The sequence below is a fragment of the Kribbella albertanoniae genome (assembly GCF_004348455.1).
Lineage (GTDB): Bacteria > Actinomycetota > Actinomycetes > Propionibacteriales > Kribbellaceae > Kribbella > Kribbella albertanoniae.
This window is the reverse complement of the sequence record NZ_SMKA01000233.1, coordinates 1-15731: the sequence shown is the minus strand read 5'-3', so window position 1 is coordinate 15731 and position 15731 is coordinate 1. Positions and strand designations below refer to the sequence as shown.

Sequence of the window (15731 nt, the reverse complement as noted above, 5' to 3'; positions counted from 1 at the left end):
TAATACGGGTGGGCGGGAGTTGGCTTTGGCTGACTTTCGGGGGCGGTTCTTGTTGTTGGACTTCTGGACGTTTTGCTGTGTGAACTGTCTGCATGTGCTGGATGAGTTGCGGCCGTTGGAGGAGAAGTACGGCGATGCGCTGGTGATTGTGGGGGTGCATTCGCCGAAGTTCGCGCATGAGGGGGAGGCGGCGGCCGTTAAGGCTGCTGTGGAGCGGTATGAGGTGGGGCATCCGGTGCTGGATGATCCGGAGCTGGTGACGTGGCAGGCCTACACGGCGCGGGCTTGGCCGACGTTGGTGCTGGTCGACCCCAATGGGTACATCGTGGCGCAGTACTCGGGTGAGGGGCATGCGCATGCGCTGGATGCCTTGCTGGCTGAGCTGATCACCGAGCACGAGGCGAAGGGAACGCTGACGCGGGGCAAGTCGCCGTACGTCGCCCCGGAGCCGGAGTGGTCGGAGCTGCGATTCCCGGCCAAGGTGATTGCCTTGAGCAACGGAAACCTGCTCGTGGCCGACGCCGGCAACCACAGCATCGCGGAGCTCCAGCCCGACGCGGAGACGCTGGTACGGCGGATCGGCACCGGCCAGCGTGGATTCGCCGATGGAGTGCAGCCGAGCTTCTCGGAGCCGAACGGGTTGACCCAGCTGCCGGCTGAGATCGCTGAGCAGGTCGGGTACGACGTGGTCGTGGCGGACACGGTCAACCACGCGCTGCGCGGGATCAACCTGGCGACCGGTGAGGTCAGCACGCTCGTCGGGACCGGGAAGCAGTGGATGGACGGCGACAGCACCGGCGTACTGAGTTCGCCGTGGGATGTCGCGTGGTTCCAGGACAAAGTGTGGATCGCGATGGCCGGCGTCCATCAGTTGTGGACGTACGACCCGATCACGAAGGCCACCGAGATCGCAGCCGGTACGACGAACGAGGGTTTGAAGGATGGCGACCCCCGAGAAGCGTGGTTCGCGCAGACGAGTGGGCTGGCGGCGGACGGGGATCGGTTGTGGCTGGCCGACTCGGAGATCTCGGCGCTGCGGTGGATCGACACCGAGGTGCACACTGCCGTCGGGACCGGGCTGTTCGACTTCGGCCTGCGGGACGGGAAGGCGACCGAGGCGCTGCTGCAGCACCCGCTCGGCGTGACCGTGCTGCCGGACGGTTCGGTGGCGATCTCCGACACCTACAACGGCGCCGTACGGCGGTATGACCCGGGCACCGACACCGTCGACACGATGGCGACGGATCTCGCCGAGCCGAGTGGTGCTGTTGTCGTGGGCAACGAGCTGCTCGTGGTGGAGTCGGCTGCGCATCGGCTGACCCGGATTCCGCTCGGGGCGTCGGCGAAGGCGTCCGAGTTCAGCACGCGGACGCAGCGGCCGCCGATGGAGATCGCGGCTGGTGAGGTGACGCTCGAGGTCGTGTTCACGCCGCCGCCGGGGCAGAAGCTCGACAACAGGTACGGTCCGTCGACGCGGCTACTGGTTTCCTCGACACCCGACACGCTCCTCCGGGAAGGCGCGGGTGACTCAACCGACCTGACGCGCAGACTCGTGATCGACGAGCGCGTGGGCGACGGCGTACTGCATGTTGCGGTTCAGGCCGCGTCCTGCGACGACTCGGAGGCGGTCGAGTTCCCTGCTTGCCACATGCATCGGCAGGACTGGGGTGTGCCGGTCCGCGTCACTGCTGACGGACCGGCACGCTTGGAACTGGTGCTGTCGGGGCCTACTCCTTGACGTCGCGGTGGTGCTGCTCGACGACGCGGTACTCCTCTTCGATGGCCGGGTCGATGGCGTCCGTCTCCACCCGGCGCCGCCGGTTGGTGATGTAGAACGACAGCACGATCCCGGCCGCTCCGGCGAGCAGCAGGATGTAGCCGACGACCTGCAGGTTCACCGCATCCCAGGTGTCCCGGACCGCGAACGCGAAGATCGCGCCCACCACCATCAGAAAGATCCCCACACCGATGCTCATCCGAGCCTCCTAGTGAAGTGCGCCTACTTAAGACGCTACTCCGTGCGCACCCTGTAATCCATCACTTGTCAGACACGCCACCAGTACCCTGCGACAAACGCTCAGTTGCGCCTGAGGTCGATGTCTCCGCTGACCGTGCTGGCAGTCAGGCTGTGCATCCCGGCGGTGTCGTTGCCGAGGGTGTTCTCGACCTCGCCGGAGCGGGTGTCGGTGGTGACCCGGTAGCCACCGGGGGCGGTGATGTCCACGTCGCCGCTGGTGCCCTTGACCCGGATGTCGTTCGCCTCGACCAGGTCCAGGCCGATGTCACCGGAGGAGGTCTCGACCTCGACCGGACCACCGCGGAGTCCCTCGGCGTCGATGTCACCTGAGTTCGCCTTGATGTTCAGCCGGCCGGTCAGGTTCTGGATCGACACGTCACCCGAGGTCAGGTCGAGCTTCACGTCGCCACCGACGTCGTGGAGGTCGACCTCGCCCGACCGCGACTTCGCGTCGACCCCGGCCACTCCGGTGAGCGAGAGGTCACCGCTGCCGTTCTCTCCGACCACCTTGGTGCCGCGGGGCACCGTCACTTCGTAGTCCGCGCTGCAGTTCCAGCCGCAGTCGCCGTCGAGCTTCAGCGTGCTGCCGTCGACCGAGTACGCGTCGCCACGGCTGACGAACCAGTAGTGGCGCTTCTGGTTCACGGTCGTGGTGTCGTCGTCGGAGACCTTGATGGTGATGTCGGCGTTGTTGGCCGCCAGCCGGACCGTGTCGATCTTGGCGTCGATCCGGCGCTCGTCGTCACCGTCCTTGTCCCCGAACTGCCACAACCCGACACCGGCCGCAATCACCAGCACCGCGACCCCCAGCTGCTTGCTCTCCATCGTCCGCCTCCCAGCGTGTCAGCCTCGACCGTAGGTCGCCGAGGCTGTCCGCCGGATCAGGCAGAACCCCCTAGCCGCCCCTGAGCCGAACCTCAGGGACACCTGAGATCAGGAGCGATGGTCGCCCCGCGACACCGCTCCGGCGAGGTCGTCGCCGATCGCACCGAAGAAGGTCCGCGCCCAGAGATCGTCGCCATGCCAGTACGGCCCGTCGGCCCCAGGCAGCGACGACGGCGCCTGGCCGTGTTCGAGCGCCCGCCGGCACTCGGCACAGAGTGGCAGCGTCAGGGTCGCACCGTCGGACTTCACCTGGGTCTTCCGTCCGGCCGATCGGCCGTGCAGTGGGTTGAAGGCGCACAGCTCCGGTACGGCGTCGATCGGGCGATCGGCCGCCACCGCGACCGCGGCGTCGTACTCACGCCTGGCCTTGTCCAGCAGCACCATCGCACCGACCACGTCGACGAGATCCTCCGACGAGTCGAGCACCTTCTCCGCGGCCTGCCGCGCGTCGAGTGCAGCCTGCTGATGCGCCAGACCCAAACCATGAGCGGTCGGCAAGGCGGCGAGTTCCGAGCCGAGCGTGGTCAGCTCGAGCGCGGTCTCCCGACTCAGACGCCGGCGCTGCTCGGCCGCTACCGTGGCAGCGACGTGCGGCGGAATGCTGAACGTCTTCTGGCGCCGCGGCGCGTGCGGACCGCCGCCACGACGGATCAGCCCGATCACCAGCCCGAGGACGACCAGCACGATGAGGCCGCCGACGATGATCAGCGCGACCTTGCCGGCCGACGAGTCCGAATCCCGATCCGTGTCGCGCCCACCACCGGTCGACTTGGTCGGTTTCGCCCGCGGCAGGGTGGGCGAGGCCAGCAGTTCGTACATCCGGGCCAATACCTCGGTCGGACCCGCGTCGTACCCGGTGTCGTCGAGCGCGCGCTGCCGGACCGGCCGGAGGCGCTCCTCGTCGAGCTGCGGCAACTCGTGCACCGTGTACCACGGGAACCGGCTGCCGCCGTCGACGACGACGTACAGGCCGGGCTTGGCCATCGCGTCGATCACCAGCGTCAGGACGTTGCTTTCCTTGCCCTGGAAGGCGTCGCTCGGGGTCAGCGGCAGCACGATCGAGTAGACCGGATAACCGAGGGCGTTGGCCTTCGTCCGGACGTCGGTCAGCAGCTTCTCCGGCAACGCGTTCTTGTACGCCGGATCGACGTACAGCCGGTCCTTGTCCAGGGCCGTCGCGATCTCGCGGGCCCGTTCGGCCGGTGTCTGCGTGCTACCGGCTTGGGCGGGCGCCGCGAGCAGCAGCAGCAGCGTGACCAGCACGGTCATCGCCAAGGCGGTCAGCTTGTGCACCTTCACGAACGTCCTCCACGTCTTGGGCCGACCGTGGCCGACACTCCCAGCACCACAGCGCCCAGCAGTGCGCCGCCGAATAGTCCGAGCAGTCCGCCGGCGAGTCCGCTCCGGATCGCGTCGCCGGTGGTGAACCGCTCCGGTTCGGAAACCGAGACCGGCCGCGGTTTCAGCGGGGTGGTCCGGGCCGGCTTGGCGTCGTAGTGGTCGGTGAGTTTCAGCCGGTCGAGAAAGGCCGAGAGCTGGCTGCTCATGGTCTGCTCGCGCCCCGACGACCAGGTCTGGCCCGCGGTGTACGCGCGGAGCTGGTGGGCGACCCCGTTGCTGGTGTCGCCGTCCATCACGATGTACACGCCCGGTTTCCCGTTGGCGTTCGCCAGCCAGCCGGCCAGCAGCTCGCCATCGCCCTTCTCCTGGAACCACGCTCCGGTCGGTACGACGGCGACGTACACCGCCACCGGCGCCGTCCGGATCTCCGCCAGCATCGGACCGACGTCAGCCAGCGACGCGTAATCGGGGTCGACGTACAGCGGCGTGGTCGCCCAGGCCTCGGTCGCGGCGGTGATCCGGGGATCGACCGGTACGGCGGCGGTGCCGACCGCAGGCACCCAGAGCACGGCAATCGTTGCTAAGAGCAACATCAAGGCGCGCCTCATCGGGCGTCCTCCGGCCGTTTGCGCACCCGGTCGGCCAGGTCGTCGGTCAGCGCGCCGAAGCCACTCGCCACCATCGGGTTGTCCTCCGGATCCAGGGTCCAGTAGGGAACGACCTCGCGACTGCGACCGAGGAGTCCGGTACTGCGACTCACCCGGAGCCCGTACGGCGTCTTGCCCTTGCGGAGCTTCTGCTCACACGTCCGGCAGGCCGGTACCTCGACATCGTCGTCCCAGGCGACGCGGGTCGTCCCGGACCGGTGGGTCGGATCGAAGAAGCAGGGCGGCTGGACCGGGCGACCAGCGACCGCCTGCTGAGCCTGGCGGGCCAGCACCAGCGCACCGGTCACCGCGAGGAGGTCATCCGGCTGATCCGCCCGCAGCGCGCGAGCAGCGTCCAGCCGTCGGTTCGCTTCGTCGCGATGGTCGAGCTGCGTCACCGACAGCTTCGGCCGCTTCTCCAGTTGCTGCACGGCCCGGGCGGCCTGCTTGATCGCCTGATCGGCCTGCCGACGGATCTCCTTCCGGTACGCCGTCGGCTCGGCGGCCTTCGCCCGGTTGCTCGGCCGGCGGCGAGTCAGCGTGAGAACGAGAACCAGCAGGAACCCGGCCAGTCCGCCGACGCAGACGCCGATGAACACCGACCGGTCTTCCAGATCCGTGATCGACGGGGTGTCCCGTGAGCGCCGCGGCGGTTCCAGGTCGCTGGCCAACGCCGCGGGCAACGGACGACCGTCGTACGCGGTCGCAGCCTGCTGGATTGTTCGGACGATCCCCGGCGCGGGCCGGTCGTCGACGATCTGGAGGCGCTGCTTGTCGTCGGACCGGACGCTGGTGAGCGAGCGACCCTTGAGACCACCGGGCCGGAACAGCCCATCAGCACCGGACCAGTGGTTGTCCGACACGGTGGCGACGACGTACAGCCCGGGCTGCCCGACCCGCGCCTGCAAGAGCGTCGGCAGGTCGTGGAGCTTCTCGCTCAGTCCCGGCGTCCGCGGGATCAGCGCGACGTACACGGCGAACCCGGCCCGCGTGGACTCGGCGCGGATTCGGGCCAGTTCGCTGAGCGGGATCGCCGGGGCGATGCGGGCGTCGACGTAGACGCGGTCGGTCCGCCAGGCGGCCGCGATCCGATCCGGAAGCGGTGGGGGCGCTGCGTGAACGGGGAGAACCGGCAGGACCACGAGGGCAGCGAGCAGGGTGGCCAGGCGGCGGAGCAGGACGGACATCGCAGACAGCCTACGACGACCTGAGGGATTCACATCCACCCAGACGCAAGCCTGGGACCGGCGGTTCCGGCACACCGCAGCCCTGGCTCGGACAGGGGAAGCCAAGCCAGGGATGCGGGTGCCTCGGGCAGAAACGCTGCTGCACGGAACCGCTTCAGGAGAAGGGCAGATGGTGGGGCAGATTGATCTGCCCCGAGCCTGACTGCGCAACAAAGCCCCTGAACAGACCTCCGACTCGGTCCGCGCAAGCGACCGAGCCGGAGGAGTGCAGGTGGAATCAGAAAGCAGACTCGGGCAGATCCATGATGTCGAGATCGGTCAGCTCGGCCTTGATCCGCTCGGCGCGGACAGTCGGCATCGTCGAGCGGACGAACCACTGGGCGGCCGCGACCTTGCCGCTGTAGAAGTCCTGGTCGGCCGGCGTCAGCTCGCCACCCAGCCGCTCGAGGGCGACCTCGGCCTGGCGCAGCATCAGCCACGAGCAGACCACGTCACCGAGGACGAACAGCAGCCGCGAGGTGTTCAGGGCGACCTTGTAGACGTTCCGCGGGTCGCCGTTCTCGGCCTGCGGGTTGCTCGCCATCAGCGCCTCACCCATGATCCCGAGCAGCTTCTGGGTGTCCTCGAGGCCCTTGGCCAGCAGGCCGCGCTCCTCCTTCAGGCGGCCGTTGCCGGCCTCGGAGGCGACGAAGCCCTGGATCTGCTCGGCCAGGTGGCCGAGGGCCTTGCCCTGGTCCTTGATGATCTTGCGGAAGAACAGGTCCTGACCCTGGATCGCGGTGGTGCCCTCGTAGAGGGTGTCGATCTTGGCGTCGCGGACGTACTGCTCGATCGGGTAGTCCTGCAGGAAGCCGGAGCCGCCGAAGGTCTGCAGCGACTCGGTGCCGAGCAGGGTCCACGACTTCTCCGAGCCGTAGCCCTTCACCAGCGGCAGGAGCAGGTCGTTCACACCCTCCGCGACCACGTCGTGCTCACCGGCGTACCGCGCCTGCTCAGCGCGGTCCTGGTACGTCGCCGTGAACAGCACCAGCGCGCGGAGCGCCTCCGAGTAAGCCTTCTGCGTGAGCAGCGAACGCCGTACATCGGGGTGGTGGGTGATGGTCACCCGCGGCGCGTCCTTGGCCGGGTTGGTCAGGTCGGGACCCTGGACGCGCGTCTTCGCGTACTCAAGTGCGTTCAGGTAGCCGGAGGACAGCGTCGCGATCGCCTTCGTGCCGACCATCATCCGTGCGTACTCGATCACCTGGAACATCTGCGCGATGCCGTCGTGCACCTCGCCGAGCAGCCAGCCCTTGGCCGGTACGCCGTCGCCGAAGGTCAGCTCGCAGGTCGTGGAGACCTTGATGCCCATCTTCTTCTCGACGTTCGTGACGAAGGCGCCGTTGCGCTCCCCGGTCAGCTCGCCGGTCTCCAGGTCGAAGTGGTGCTTCGGTACGACGAACAGGCTGAGCCCCTTCGTCCCGGGGCCGCCGACACCCTCGATGCCCTGCGGGCGGGCCAGCACCAGGTGGACGATGTTCTCGGTCATGTCCTGCTCACCCGAGGTGATGAACCGCTTGACGCCCTCGATGTGCCAGCTGCCGTCGTCCTGCAGCGTGGCCTTCGCGCGCCCGGCGCCGACATCGGAGCCGGCGTCCGGCTCGGTCAGCACCATGGTCGCGCCCCAGCCGCGCTTGATGATGTGCTCGGCGATCTTCTTGTCCCGGTCGATGCCGTTGCGCCACAGCACGTGCGCGAAGTTCGGTCCGGCGGCGTAGATGTGCACGGCCGGGTTGGCGCCGAGGATCATCTCGGCCGCGGCCCAGCGCAGCGACGGCGGGGTCGGCTGGCCGCCCAGCTCGGCCGGCAGCTCCAGCTTGAACCACTCGGCGTCCATGTAGGCCTGGTAGCTCTTCTTGAACGACTCCGGCATCCGCACCTCGTGCGTCTCCGGGTCGAACACCGGCGGGTTCCGGTCGGCGTCCTCGAACGACTCGGCGATCTCGTTCTTCGCCAGCCGGTCGATCTCGCCCAGCACCTCACGGGCGGTGTCGACGTCCATGTCGGCGTACGGTCCCTGCCCGAGCACTTCGCCCCGGCCGAGAACCTCGAGCAGATTGAACTCGATGTCCCGCAGATTCGACTTGTAGTGACTCACAGGGGTCCCCTTAGACATTTACTCGTCAGTAACTTGAGTATATACCGGCCGGTAACGATGACCAAGCCGTTTCACTAAGGGGATGCGCACCAGACTGATCTATGAGACGCACTCGACCACCCTCGACAACGAGAACGGCATCGCCACCGGATGGCTGCCGGGGGAGCTCTCGGCAGCCGGGTGGCAGCAGTCGAAGGAGTTGGGGGAGCGGCGCCAAGGGGTCGACGTGGTGTTCAGCTCGGACCTGGCGCGCGCCGTACGGACTGTCGAGCTGTCCGGGCTGACCGTCCCGCATCTGCAGGACTGGCGGCTGCGCGAGTGCAACTACGGCGAGCTCAACGGTGCTCCGGTGGACGCGCTCGACCCGAGAGTCGAGCGCGTCCGTACGGCGTTCCCCGGCGGCCAGAGCTACACCGACGTCATGGAGCTGACGCGGTCGTTCCTCGAGGACCTCAAGCGCTGGTACGGCGGCAGTGTGGTGCTCGTGGTCGCACACTCGGCGAACCGGTGGGCGCTGGACCATCTACTCGGAGGTGGCGTGCCGATGGAGGAGCTGATCGAATCGCCGTTCAAGTGGCAGCCGGGGTGGGAGTACGAGTTCTAGGGCGCGTAGACCGTGTTCTTGCCGTAGAGGTGTTGGGTGAAGGCGGACATGTACGTCGCGGTGTTCGCCTCGGTGAGGTTGTAGGTGAGGAAGACGCCGTAGCCCTCGGTCATCGTGCGCTGAGCGAGCGATGCGGCCGTGGCCTGGCTGGTGGCGGTGTAGCTGACGGCGGCAGGCGAGTACTTCGACTTGGCGAAATCCGAGTCCGGCCCCCAGCCGCCGTAGTACGGGTACCAGGCGTAGTCGAAGGTGTTGGCGACCGACTGGCCGTTGTACGAGAGGCGGCTGGCCGCGGGACCGATGTTGTAGAAGGTGATGAGCTTCGTCGGGAGCTTGGCGCGCAGCGCCTGCACGAGATAGACGAACGAGTACGCGTTCGGCTGACCGGTGCCGTTGTTGCCGTAGTCGGCGTATTCGTCGTCGAAGTCGATGCCGTCCAGGCCGTAGCGGTTGACGGCGTCGGCGAGCTCCTGAGCGAACGCGTCGGCGGCTGCCTTGGTGGGGAAGTTGGCGAAGCCGGCGCCCTCGTGGTTGCCGAGGATCGAGAGCAGGACCTTGATGCCCTTGTTCTGCAGTGGGCGGACCTGGGTGGCGACGTTGTTCAGCACGTTCGTCACCTGCGTGTTGAAGTGCAGGTACGCCTTCTTGGTCGTCGTGTTGTAGTTGATGTTCGCGGCGAAGATCACCGCGATGTCGATCACCTGGCGGCCGTCGTTCGCCAGCGTGTACTTGCCGGCGCTCAGCATGCTGTGGTCGTTGACCTCGATGTACGCGACCGTGGTCGGCTTCTTGACCGCTCGGCAGGCAGCGGTCGCGGTGGCCGTGCCGGTCGCGGCCACGGCGGTGCCGGCGGCGAGAGCGGTCAGAAGGGTCCTTCGGCGCATGAGCTCACTCATTCGATCGACTCCTCGTCACAAAGGTGGGCGGTCCGCTACACCGAACTAAACCGGTATAGCGGACTGATCATCGATCGGGCCCAAACCCAGTGTCAAGAGATCAACTCGGAGTGATGTTCACCGTCTCGGTCTGCGCCGGGGTCTCGACCTTCACCTCGACGTCTTCGCCGTGCGGAATCAGTAGCGCGTTCTTGGAGGTCGTGCTCCACTGCCCCTCGCCGTACCGGTAGGACAGCGTCGCGTCCTTGGCGGCGACCGACCAGCCCTGATTGCCGGGCAGCCGGATCTGCACCGGCAGCGCGGCGCCGCGCTTCGGCTCGCCGCCGGAGATGACCCGCGCCTTCCCGTTCTTCGGCTGCAGTACGGCGTACACGCGGGTCGGGTCGGTGTCGAGCTGCTGCTCGCCGAGGTACACCGCGCTGCCGTCGGCCGTGACGCCGTACCCGATCCAGATCGAGTGCGCGGCCGAGTAGAGGTCCGGATCGGAAACCGCTCCGACGGCGTTGCCGAAGGTGTCCCGGGCGGTGCTGGCGAGTTGCTCGGCCCCAGGCGACATCGGCCAGTTGCCGTCACCGTTGAGGTCCGACCAGAGCCGATCGTCCGGCGTCGAATCGCCTTGGAGCTCCGCTCCGGCGCCGGCGACCGACAGGTCGGACGAACCCTTCGCCGGCAGTGTGTGCAGGGCCAGCTTCTTCGGGTCGGTGTCCGTCGGGAGTTCGACGACTCCGACGCCGTCCTTGAACTGCACCGACGTGTACTTGCGGCCGCTGCCGCCGTTCTCGAGGTCGTACTCCCGGGCCGGTGACCAGCCGACCTTCTTGCCGATGTCGAGCACCACCAGCGTGTTCCTGGTGACGAAACCGGTGATCAGGCTGACGCCGGGTGCCGGATAGCTGTCCGCCACCACGGTGGGCTTGCCGTTCGTACCGTCGGCGACGAAGCCGACCAGCGTGTGCACGCCTTCGCGGTCGAGCTGGATGTTGTCGTGATCGCGGAGGTCGGAGTACTGCCCGATGATCGCGACCCGCCCGCCCGGAGTCTTACCGGCCCAGTAGACCCGCGGTTCGCCCTGCATGCGGTCGAAGATCCCGCGGTCCCGGTTGGCCGAGTCGCGGTGCGACTTCTGCCAGGCGGCCAGCGCCTGGTCGAGGTAGTCCTGATCGCCAGCCAGGTCGCCGCGGGTCGGGCCCTTCATCAGGAAGCCGTAGGGATCGTTCTTCACAGGTACGCCGGCCACAGGTGGCTCCGTCAGTTGGTGGTAGATCGCCGGTCCGGACAGAGTGGCGCCGCCGACCGCCATCACGGCCAGCGTGGTGACCGCCAGCGTGGTCAGGCGCCGGCGGCGGAGCCGGCGGGAGCCGCCCTGGCGAACCCGGTCGAGTACGTCGGGCGCGGCCTCGATCTCGTCGACGCTGGCCGTCAGCCGGTTCTTGAGTTCGGTCTCGGTCATCGCAGTCCTTCCAGGAGTGCGGGTTCGGTGATCAGGCGGAGGCGGTCGAGGCCGCGGGAGGTCTGGCTCTTGACGGTGCCGAGGGAGCAGTTCAGCGCTTCGGCCGTCTGTGCCTCGGTCATGTCCTCGTAGAACCGCAGGACGATCACCGCGCGCTGCCGCGGCGGGAGCTCCTGCAATGCCGTCAGCAGTCCGTCCCGGACGGCGTACTCGTCCGATCCGTCGGGTGCACCCTGGTCGTGGTGGTCGGCGAGCGCCACCTCGGGCTTACGGCTCCTGCTGCGCCACCTGTTCGCGGACAGGTTGGCCAGCGTTTTGCGGGCGTACGGTTCCGGCGACCCGTGGATCCGTCGCCATTTCACGTACACCCGCTCGAACATCTCCTGGACGAGGTCCTCGGCCGCGGCCCGGTCCCCAGTCAGCAGTACGGCGGTCCGCAGCAGCCTGGTTGCGCTGCCGCGGACGAATTCGTCGAAGTCTTCGCCCCGAGCCACCCGGTTCGCCCTCCCCGTGATCTGGTCTGTACCGAGAATGACACCGGCGCGGTCCGCAAGGTTGAGACAGAATGTTGACCGTGAGTACACCCACCTCGCACCGGCGGTCGCTGGTCGCCGGCACGGTCGGCAACTTCGTCGAGTGGTACGAGTTCGGTGCCTACGGCTTCTTCGCCACCGTGATCGCGGCGAACTTCTTCAGTACGACGGCCACCAGCGACGCCGAGAGCCTGATCAAGACGTACGCCTCGTTCGCGCTGGCGTTCTTCTTCCGCCCGATCGGTGCCGCGATCTTCGGCCGGGTCGGCGACCGGATCGGCCGCCGCCCGACCCTGATCCTGGTGCTGCTGCTGATGACCGCCTCGACCACGCTGATCGGCGTACTGCCGACGTACGCGAGTGTCGGGGCGCTGGCGCCGTGGCTGTTGACGCTGGTCCGGGCGCTGCAGGGGTTGTCGGCGGGTGGTGAGTTCGGTGGCGCAGTGTCGATCATGACCGAGTTCGCGCCGCCGGGCCGCCGCGGCCGGTACGGCGCTTGGCAGTCGTTCACCGTGGCGCTCGGACTGCTCGCGGGAGCTGGGCTGGCGGCGATCCTGGCGACCGTGCTGAGCAAGGAGGCGCTGACCGACTGGGGCTGGCGGGTGCCGTTCCTGGTCGCGTTCCCGCTCGGGCTGGTCGCGCTGTGGTTGCGGCTCAGGCTGGAGGAGACGCCCAGCTTCACCCGGGCGTCCGCCGCCGCTGAGCCTCGACCGGCGGGTGCAGGTGAGGTCGCGCGGGCGATTGCGCTCGGGATCGGGCGGCTGATGGGCTGGTCGGCCGCCGGCTACACCTTCCTCGTCGTGATGCCGTCGTACCTGCAGGCGACGTTGAACGCGACCTTCCAGCAGGCGCTGGTCGCGACCGTGCTGGCGAACGCCGGTTTCGCCGCGTCGATCCTGCCGGCCGGTGCGTTGAGTGACCGGATCGGGCGGCGGCCGGTGATGGTGACCGGTGCCGCGCTCGTCGTCGTACTGGCGTTTCCGCTGCTCAACCTGCTCCAGGACAAAGAGGCCGGTACGGCGGCCAAGGGGGCCGCGGTGTTCGCCGCCGGGCTGGTCGTGGGGTTGATGGCCGGGCCGGGACCGGCAATGCTGGCCGAGATGTTCCCGACCCGGGCGCGCTACACCGGGCTCGGCCTGGCGTATTCACTGTCCAACGCAGTGTTCTCCGGGTCGGCCGGCTTGATCATCACCGAGCTGATCAAGCGGACCAAGAACATCGACATTCCGGCCTGGTACGTCGTGGTGACGTGCGCGGTCAGCGTGGTCGCGTTGCTGACGCTGCGCGGGGATGATCATCGACGGGAGTTGCGGGACTGAGATGCGAGTGATCGGCTTGATGTCCGGGACGTCGTACGACGCGATCGACGCGGCGGCGGCCGATCTCCGCCTGGACGGGGACCAGTTGGTGCTCACCCCGCTCGGGATGCTCAGCCAGCCGTACCCGGACGACGTGCTGCGTGAGCTGGCAGGGTTGTTGCCTCCGGCAAGTACAACTGTCGAGCAGGTGTGCCGGCTGGATACCGGGATCGGGCAGGCGTTCGCCCGGGTCGCGCAGCAGGCGGTCGAGCAGCTCAGCGGCGGGTACGCCGAGCTGATCGTGTCGCATGGGCAGACGGTGTTCCACTGGGTCGACGACGGGCAGGTCCGCGGCACGCTGCAGCTCGGGCAACCGGCGTGGATCGCGGAAGCGACCGGTACGACGGTGGTGTCGGATCTGCGGTCACGCGATGTCGCGGCCGGTGGTCAGGGGGCGCCGCTGGTGAGCATCGCCGACGTTCTCTGGCTGCGCGGGCGACCCGGCGTACCGATCGCTTTGAATCTTGGCGGGATCGCGAACATCACCGTGGTGGATGGGGATCCGGTCGCCTTCGATACGGGTCCGGCGAATGCGTTGATCGATGCGGTGGTGACTGAGCTGACGGTCGGGCGGCTCGGGTTCGACGCCGACGGGGTGATGGCCGGGCGCGGGCAGGTGCATTCGGAGCTGCTGGAGCGGTTGCTGGCGGAGCCGTACTACGCGCTGCCGGCGCCGAAGAGCACCGGCAAGGAGCTGTTCAACCTCGCCTACCTGGCCCGGATGATGGAGGGGCTGCCGGAGATCCCGGCCGACGACGTGGTCGCGACCGTCACTGCGCTGACCGCCCGGACGGTCGCCGACGCCGTACGCCGGCATGGTGGGACCGAGGTGATCGCCTCCGGCGGTGGCATCCGGAACCCGGCTCTGATGCAGCTGCTGGCGGCCGAGTTGGACGGCGTTCCGGTCCGGACCACCGACGACCTGGGCCTGCCCTCGGCGGCCAAGGAGGCGCTGGCGTTCGCCGTACTGGGGTTCCTGACCGTGCACGGGCTCGGCGGGACCGTGCCGAGCTGCACCGGTGCCCGGCACTCGAGCGTGCTCGGATCGATCACTCCGGGGCTGGGCGGTGTGCCGCAGATCTCGGCTGATGTTCGCCCTCCGGCGAGCCTTCTGATCGAGTCAGCGCCACACTAGATCCGTGACGAGGTTGTTCGTGGTGACAGGTGCGCCCGGGGCCGGCAAATCGACCGTGGTTCCGGAGCTGGTGCGGTTGAATCCGGGCAATCTCGTCGTGATGGACATGGACGAGCTGCTCGACGACCAGGGGCGGTTGCTCGGGATCAGCATCGCGAGCCCGACCGCGGCACCCATCTGGCCGGCGTACAACGCGGTCTGGCTGCGCATCACCGAACTGATCCGGCGATCCGGCATCCCCGTCCTGCTGCTCACCCCGGGCCTACCCAGCGAGCTGCCCGAAGGCCGCTGGCTGCACCTCGACTGCCCCGACGCCGTCCGCCGCAAACGCCTGGCCGCCCGCGGCTGGCTCCAGGACCAGATCGACGACGCCCTCGCCGACGCCGCCGAACTCCGCAAGTACGTCCCCCGCTCGGTCCGCGGCGACGTCTCCCCCGAACGAGTCGCCCGCAGCATCCTCGACTGGATCCGCGGCGAACGCTTCGGCAAAACCCTCAGCCTCTGGACCCGCTTCCGCGGCTGAGCTCCCCGCTGGACAATATGACAGTATGTTGTCCATGAGTCCTGTTGCCGTCCCCCCGCGCGCCGACTGGCCCGAGCCGGCCAAGGAGACCGAAGGCGGCGCGCTGCTGACCGACGTCATCCTCGCCACCTTCCGCCTCAACGCCCGCCTGCTGGAGGCCGCCCAGGAGTTGGCCGCGCACGGAGGCCTCACCGCCGCCTGGTGGCAGGTCCTCGGCGGCGTCATCGATGAACCCCGCTCCGTCGCCGACGTAGGCCGCATCATGGGCGTCAGCCGCCAGGCCGTCCAACGCATCGCCGACCTCCTGGTCGAGCGCGGCCTCGCCGAATACCGCCCCAACCCCGCCCACCGCCGCGCCAAACTCCTGGCCTGCACCGAAGCCGGCTACTGGGCCATCCGCCAAGTCTCCGTAGCCCAACACCCCTGGGCCACCGACCTCAGCAAAGACCTCAACCTCAAAGACCTCAAAACAACCCTCACCACAATGCAATCCCTCATCACCAAACTCGAACAAGCCTGACGACTACGGAGGGACGATGGCGGACCTGATCACGCTCTGCACGGATGCCGAGCTCGAGCGGGCGCTCGACGTACTGACTCGGGACGGCACTCCCCGGTCGGTGGCTATCCGGCGGGCTGTTGTCGAGGCGGCAATGCGGTCGGAGCGTGCCGTGGCCATGCGGCAGGCAGTCCTGCGGATGCCGCTGGGCACTCCGGATGGAATCGATGTCGGTGCCGCCCTCGCCCGCGATCGCCCGTGCGAACCCCCCACCTGAGGGGTTATCCCTCCAGTTGAGGGGTTGCCCATCCAAATTTTCAGGGGGCAACCCCTCAACTCGACAGGCAACCCCGGCTGCGCCGACGCCGGCACACACGACAGGCTCTGACTGGCCTTGGCTCTGGCCGAGCGCTTACCAGGCTCGGAGGAGTTTGATGGTGAGGGTTTTGCCGTGGGATTGGTGGGTGGTGAAGGTCAGGCGGGTGCCGGTGAGGGTTTGGGTTACTTGTACGGCGGGGG

At 68.1% G+C, this 15731-nt stretch carries 16 protein-coding genes; 7 read left to right on the top strand and 9 right to left on the bottom strand.

Translation table 11 applies throughout. The features are described 5' to 3' along the window. A partial coding sequence (locus tag E1261_RS34410) for an NHL domain-containing thioredoxin family protein (protein WP_132413876.1) occupies positions 1 to 1738 on the top strand: 1738 nt, incomplete at its 5' end. Here E1261_RS34410 and E1261_RS34405 read toward each other — a convergent pair. The 6 genes from E1261_RS34405 to E1261_RS34380 all read right to left on the bottom strand — a co-directional run bounded on the left by E1261_RS34405 (position 1728) and on the right by E1261_RS34380 (position 8214). Beyond that, entirely contained in the window at positions 1728 to 1976 is a 249-nt protein-coding gene (locus E1261_RS34405) for a DUF6458 family protein (RefSeq protein ID WP_132413875.1), read from the bottom strand. The two genes, E1261_RS34410 and E1261_RS34405, sit on opposite strands and share 11 nt — an antisense overlap. Before the next feature lie 101 nt (positions 1977 to 2077). Continuing rightward, positions 2078 to 2842 (bottom strand): DUF4097 family beta strand repeat-containing protein, encoded by a 765-nt coding sequence (locus E1261_RS34400; protein ID WP_132413874.1) that lies wholly within the window; start codon positions 2840 to 2842, stop codon positions 2078 to 2080. A gap of 108 nt (positions 2843 to 2950) precedes the next feature. Then, on the bottom strand, positions 2951 to 4201 hold the full coding sequence (locus E1261_RS34395) for a hypothetical protein (protein ID WP_238176604.1): 1251 nt from the start codon (positions 4199 to 4201) through the stop codon (positions 2951 to 2953). Beyond that, entirely contained in the window at positions 4198 to 4851 is a 654-nt protein-coding gene (locus E1261_RS34390) for a hypothetical protein (RefSeq protein ID WP_132413873.1), read from the bottom strand. Before E1261_RS34390 ends, E1261_RS34395 begins: the two co-directional genes overlap by 4 nt. Continuing rightward, positions 4848 to 6077 carry a hypothetical protein gene (locus tag E1261_RS34385; protein WP_132413872.1) on the bottom strand — a complete coding sequence of 410 codons (1230 nt, stop codon included), beginning with the start codon at positions 6075 to 6077 and terminating at the stop codon, positions 4848 to 4850. Before E1261_RS34385 ends, E1261_RS34390 begins: the two co-directional genes overlap by 4 nt. Before the next feature lie 277 nt (positions 6078 to 6354). Then, the gene (locus E1261_RS34380; protein WP_132413871.1) at positions 6355 to 8214 is read right to left on the bottom strand and encodes an acyl-CoA dehydrogenase; all 1860 of its coding nucleotides are present in this window, start codon (positions 8212 to 8214) and stop codon (positions 6355 to 6357) included. Between the two features lie 82 nt (positions 8215 to 8296). Between E1261_RS34380 and E1261_RS34375 the strand changes: the two genes are divergently transcribed. Beyond that, a complete protein-coding gene (locus tag E1261_RS34375) occupies positions 8297 to 8818 on the top strand; it encodes a histidine phosphatase family protein (RefSeq protein WP_132413870.1) in 522 nt (173 codons plus the stop codon). On the opposite strand, the gene E1261_RS34370 is transcribed toward E1261_RS34375, so the two are convergent. The 3 genes from E1261_RS34370 to E1261_RS34360 all read right to left on the bottom strand — a co-directional run bounded on the left by E1261_RS34370 (position 8815) and on the right by E1261_RS34360 (position 11658). Next, positions 8815 to 9714, bottom strand: a complete 900-nt coding sequence (locus tag E1261_RS34370; protein WP_202875279.1) for an endo-beta-N-acetylglucosaminidase H — start codon at positions 9712 to 9714, stop codon at positions 8815 to 8817. The two genes, E1261_RS34375 and E1261_RS34370, sit on opposite strands and share 4 nt — an antisense overlap. A gap of 100 nt (positions 9715 to 9814) precedes the next feature. After that, on the bottom strand, positions 9815 to 11164 hold the full coding sequence (locus tag E1261_RS34365; protein ID WP_132413869.1) for a hypothetical protein: 1350 nt from the start codon (positions 11162 to 11164) through the stop codon (positions 9815 to 9817). After that, a complete protein-coding gene (locus E1261_RS34360; protein WP_132413868.1) occupies positions 11161 to 11658 on the bottom strand; it encodes a SigE family RNA polymerase sigma factor in 498 nt (165 codons plus the stop codon). Before E1261_RS34360 ends, E1261_RS34365 begins: the two co-directional genes overlap by 4 nt. 71 nt (positions 11659 to 11729) lie before the next feature. Here E1261_RS34360 and E1261_RS34355 point away from each other — a divergent pair, with 71 nt between their 5' ends. Genes E1261_RS34355 through E1261_RS34335 form a run of 5 tightly spaced genes read left to right on the top strand, consistent with a single transcriptional unit; the run spans position 11730 to position 15489 of the window. Next, positions 11730 to 13016, top strand: a complete 1287-nt coding sequence (locus tag E1261_RS34355) for an MFS transporter (RefSeq protein ID WP_132413867.1) — start codon at positions 11730 to 11732, stop codon at positions 13014 to 13016. Beyond that, entirely contained in the window at positions 12988 to 14190 is a 1203-nt protein-coding gene (locus tag E1261_RS34350; protein ID WP_238176602.1) for an anhydro-N-acetylmuramic acid kinase, read from the top strand. The genes E1261_RS34355 and E1261_RS34350 overlap by 29 nt, the downstream gene beginning before the upstream one ends. A 4-nt stretch (positions 14191 to 14194) precedes the next feature. Next, complete coding sequence (locus E1261_RS34345; protein WP_238176601.1) at positions 14195 to 14713, top strand: AAA family ATPase; 519 nt, start codon at positions 14195 to 14197, stop codon at positions 14711 to 14713. 34 nt (positions 14714 to 14747) lie between these two features. Then, entirely contained in the window at positions 14748 to 15233 is a 486-nt protein-coding gene (locus E1261_RS34340) for a MarR family winged helix-turn-helix transcriptional regulator (protein WP_132413866.1), read from the top strand. Between the two features lie 16 nt (positions 15234 to 15249). Continuing rightward, on the top strand, positions 15250 to 15489 hold the full coding sequence (locus E1261_RS34335; protein WP_132413865.1) for a hypothetical protein: 240 nt from the start codon (positions 15250 to 15252) through the stop codon (positions 15487 to 15489). Positions 15490 to 15731 lie beyond the last annotated feature (242 nt).

Excerpts from the sequence above, each read along its gene's own strand:
- E1261_RS34385 (WP_132413872.1), bottom strand. The coding sequence starts at position 6,077 with ATGTCCGTCCTGCTCCGCCGCCTGGCCACCCTGCTCGCTGCCCTCGTG.
- E1261_RS34370 (WP_202875279.1), bottom strand. The coding sequence starts at position 9,714 with ATGAGTGAGCTCATGCGCCGAAGGACCCTTCTGACCGCTCTCGCCGCC.
- E1261_RS34405 (WP_132413875.1), bottom strand. The coding sequence starts at position 1,976 with ATGAGCATCGGTGTGGGGATCTTTCTGATGGTGGTGGGCGCGATCTTC.
- E1261_RS34365 (WP_132413869.1), bottom strand. The coding sequence starts at position 11,164 with ATGACCGAGACCGAACTCAAGAACCGGCTGACGGCCAGCGTCGACGAG.
- E1261_RS34355 (WP_132413867.1), top strand. The coding sequence starts at position 11,730 with ATGTTGACCGTGAGTACACCCACCTCGCACCGGCGGTCGCTGGTCGCC.
- E1261_RS34375 (WP_132413870.1), top strand. The coding sequence starts at position 8,297 with ATGCGCACCAGACTGATCTATGAGACGCACTCGACCACCCTCGACAAC.
- E1261_RS34340 (WP_132413866.1), top strand. The coding sequence starts at position 14,748 with ATGAGTCCTGTTGCCGTCCCCCCGCGCGCCGACTGGCCCGAGCCGGCC.
- E1261_RS34350 (WP_238176602.1), top strand. The coding sequence starts at position 12,988 with ATGATCATCGACGGGAGTTGCGGGACTGAGATGCGAGTGATCGGCTTG.
- E1261_RS34400 (WP_132413874.1), bottom strand. The coding sequence starts at position 2,842 with ATGGAGAGCAAGCAGCTGGGGGTCGCGGTGCTGGTGATTGCGGCCGGT.
- E1261_RS34335 (WP_132413865.1), top strand. The coding sequence starts at position 15,250 with ATGGCGGACCTGATCACGCTCTGCACGGATGCCGAGCTCGAGCGGGCG.
- E1261_RS34390 (WP_132413873.1), bottom strand. The coding sequence starts at position 4,851 with ATGAGGCGCGCCTTGATGTTGCTCTTAGCAACGATTGCCGTGCTCTGG.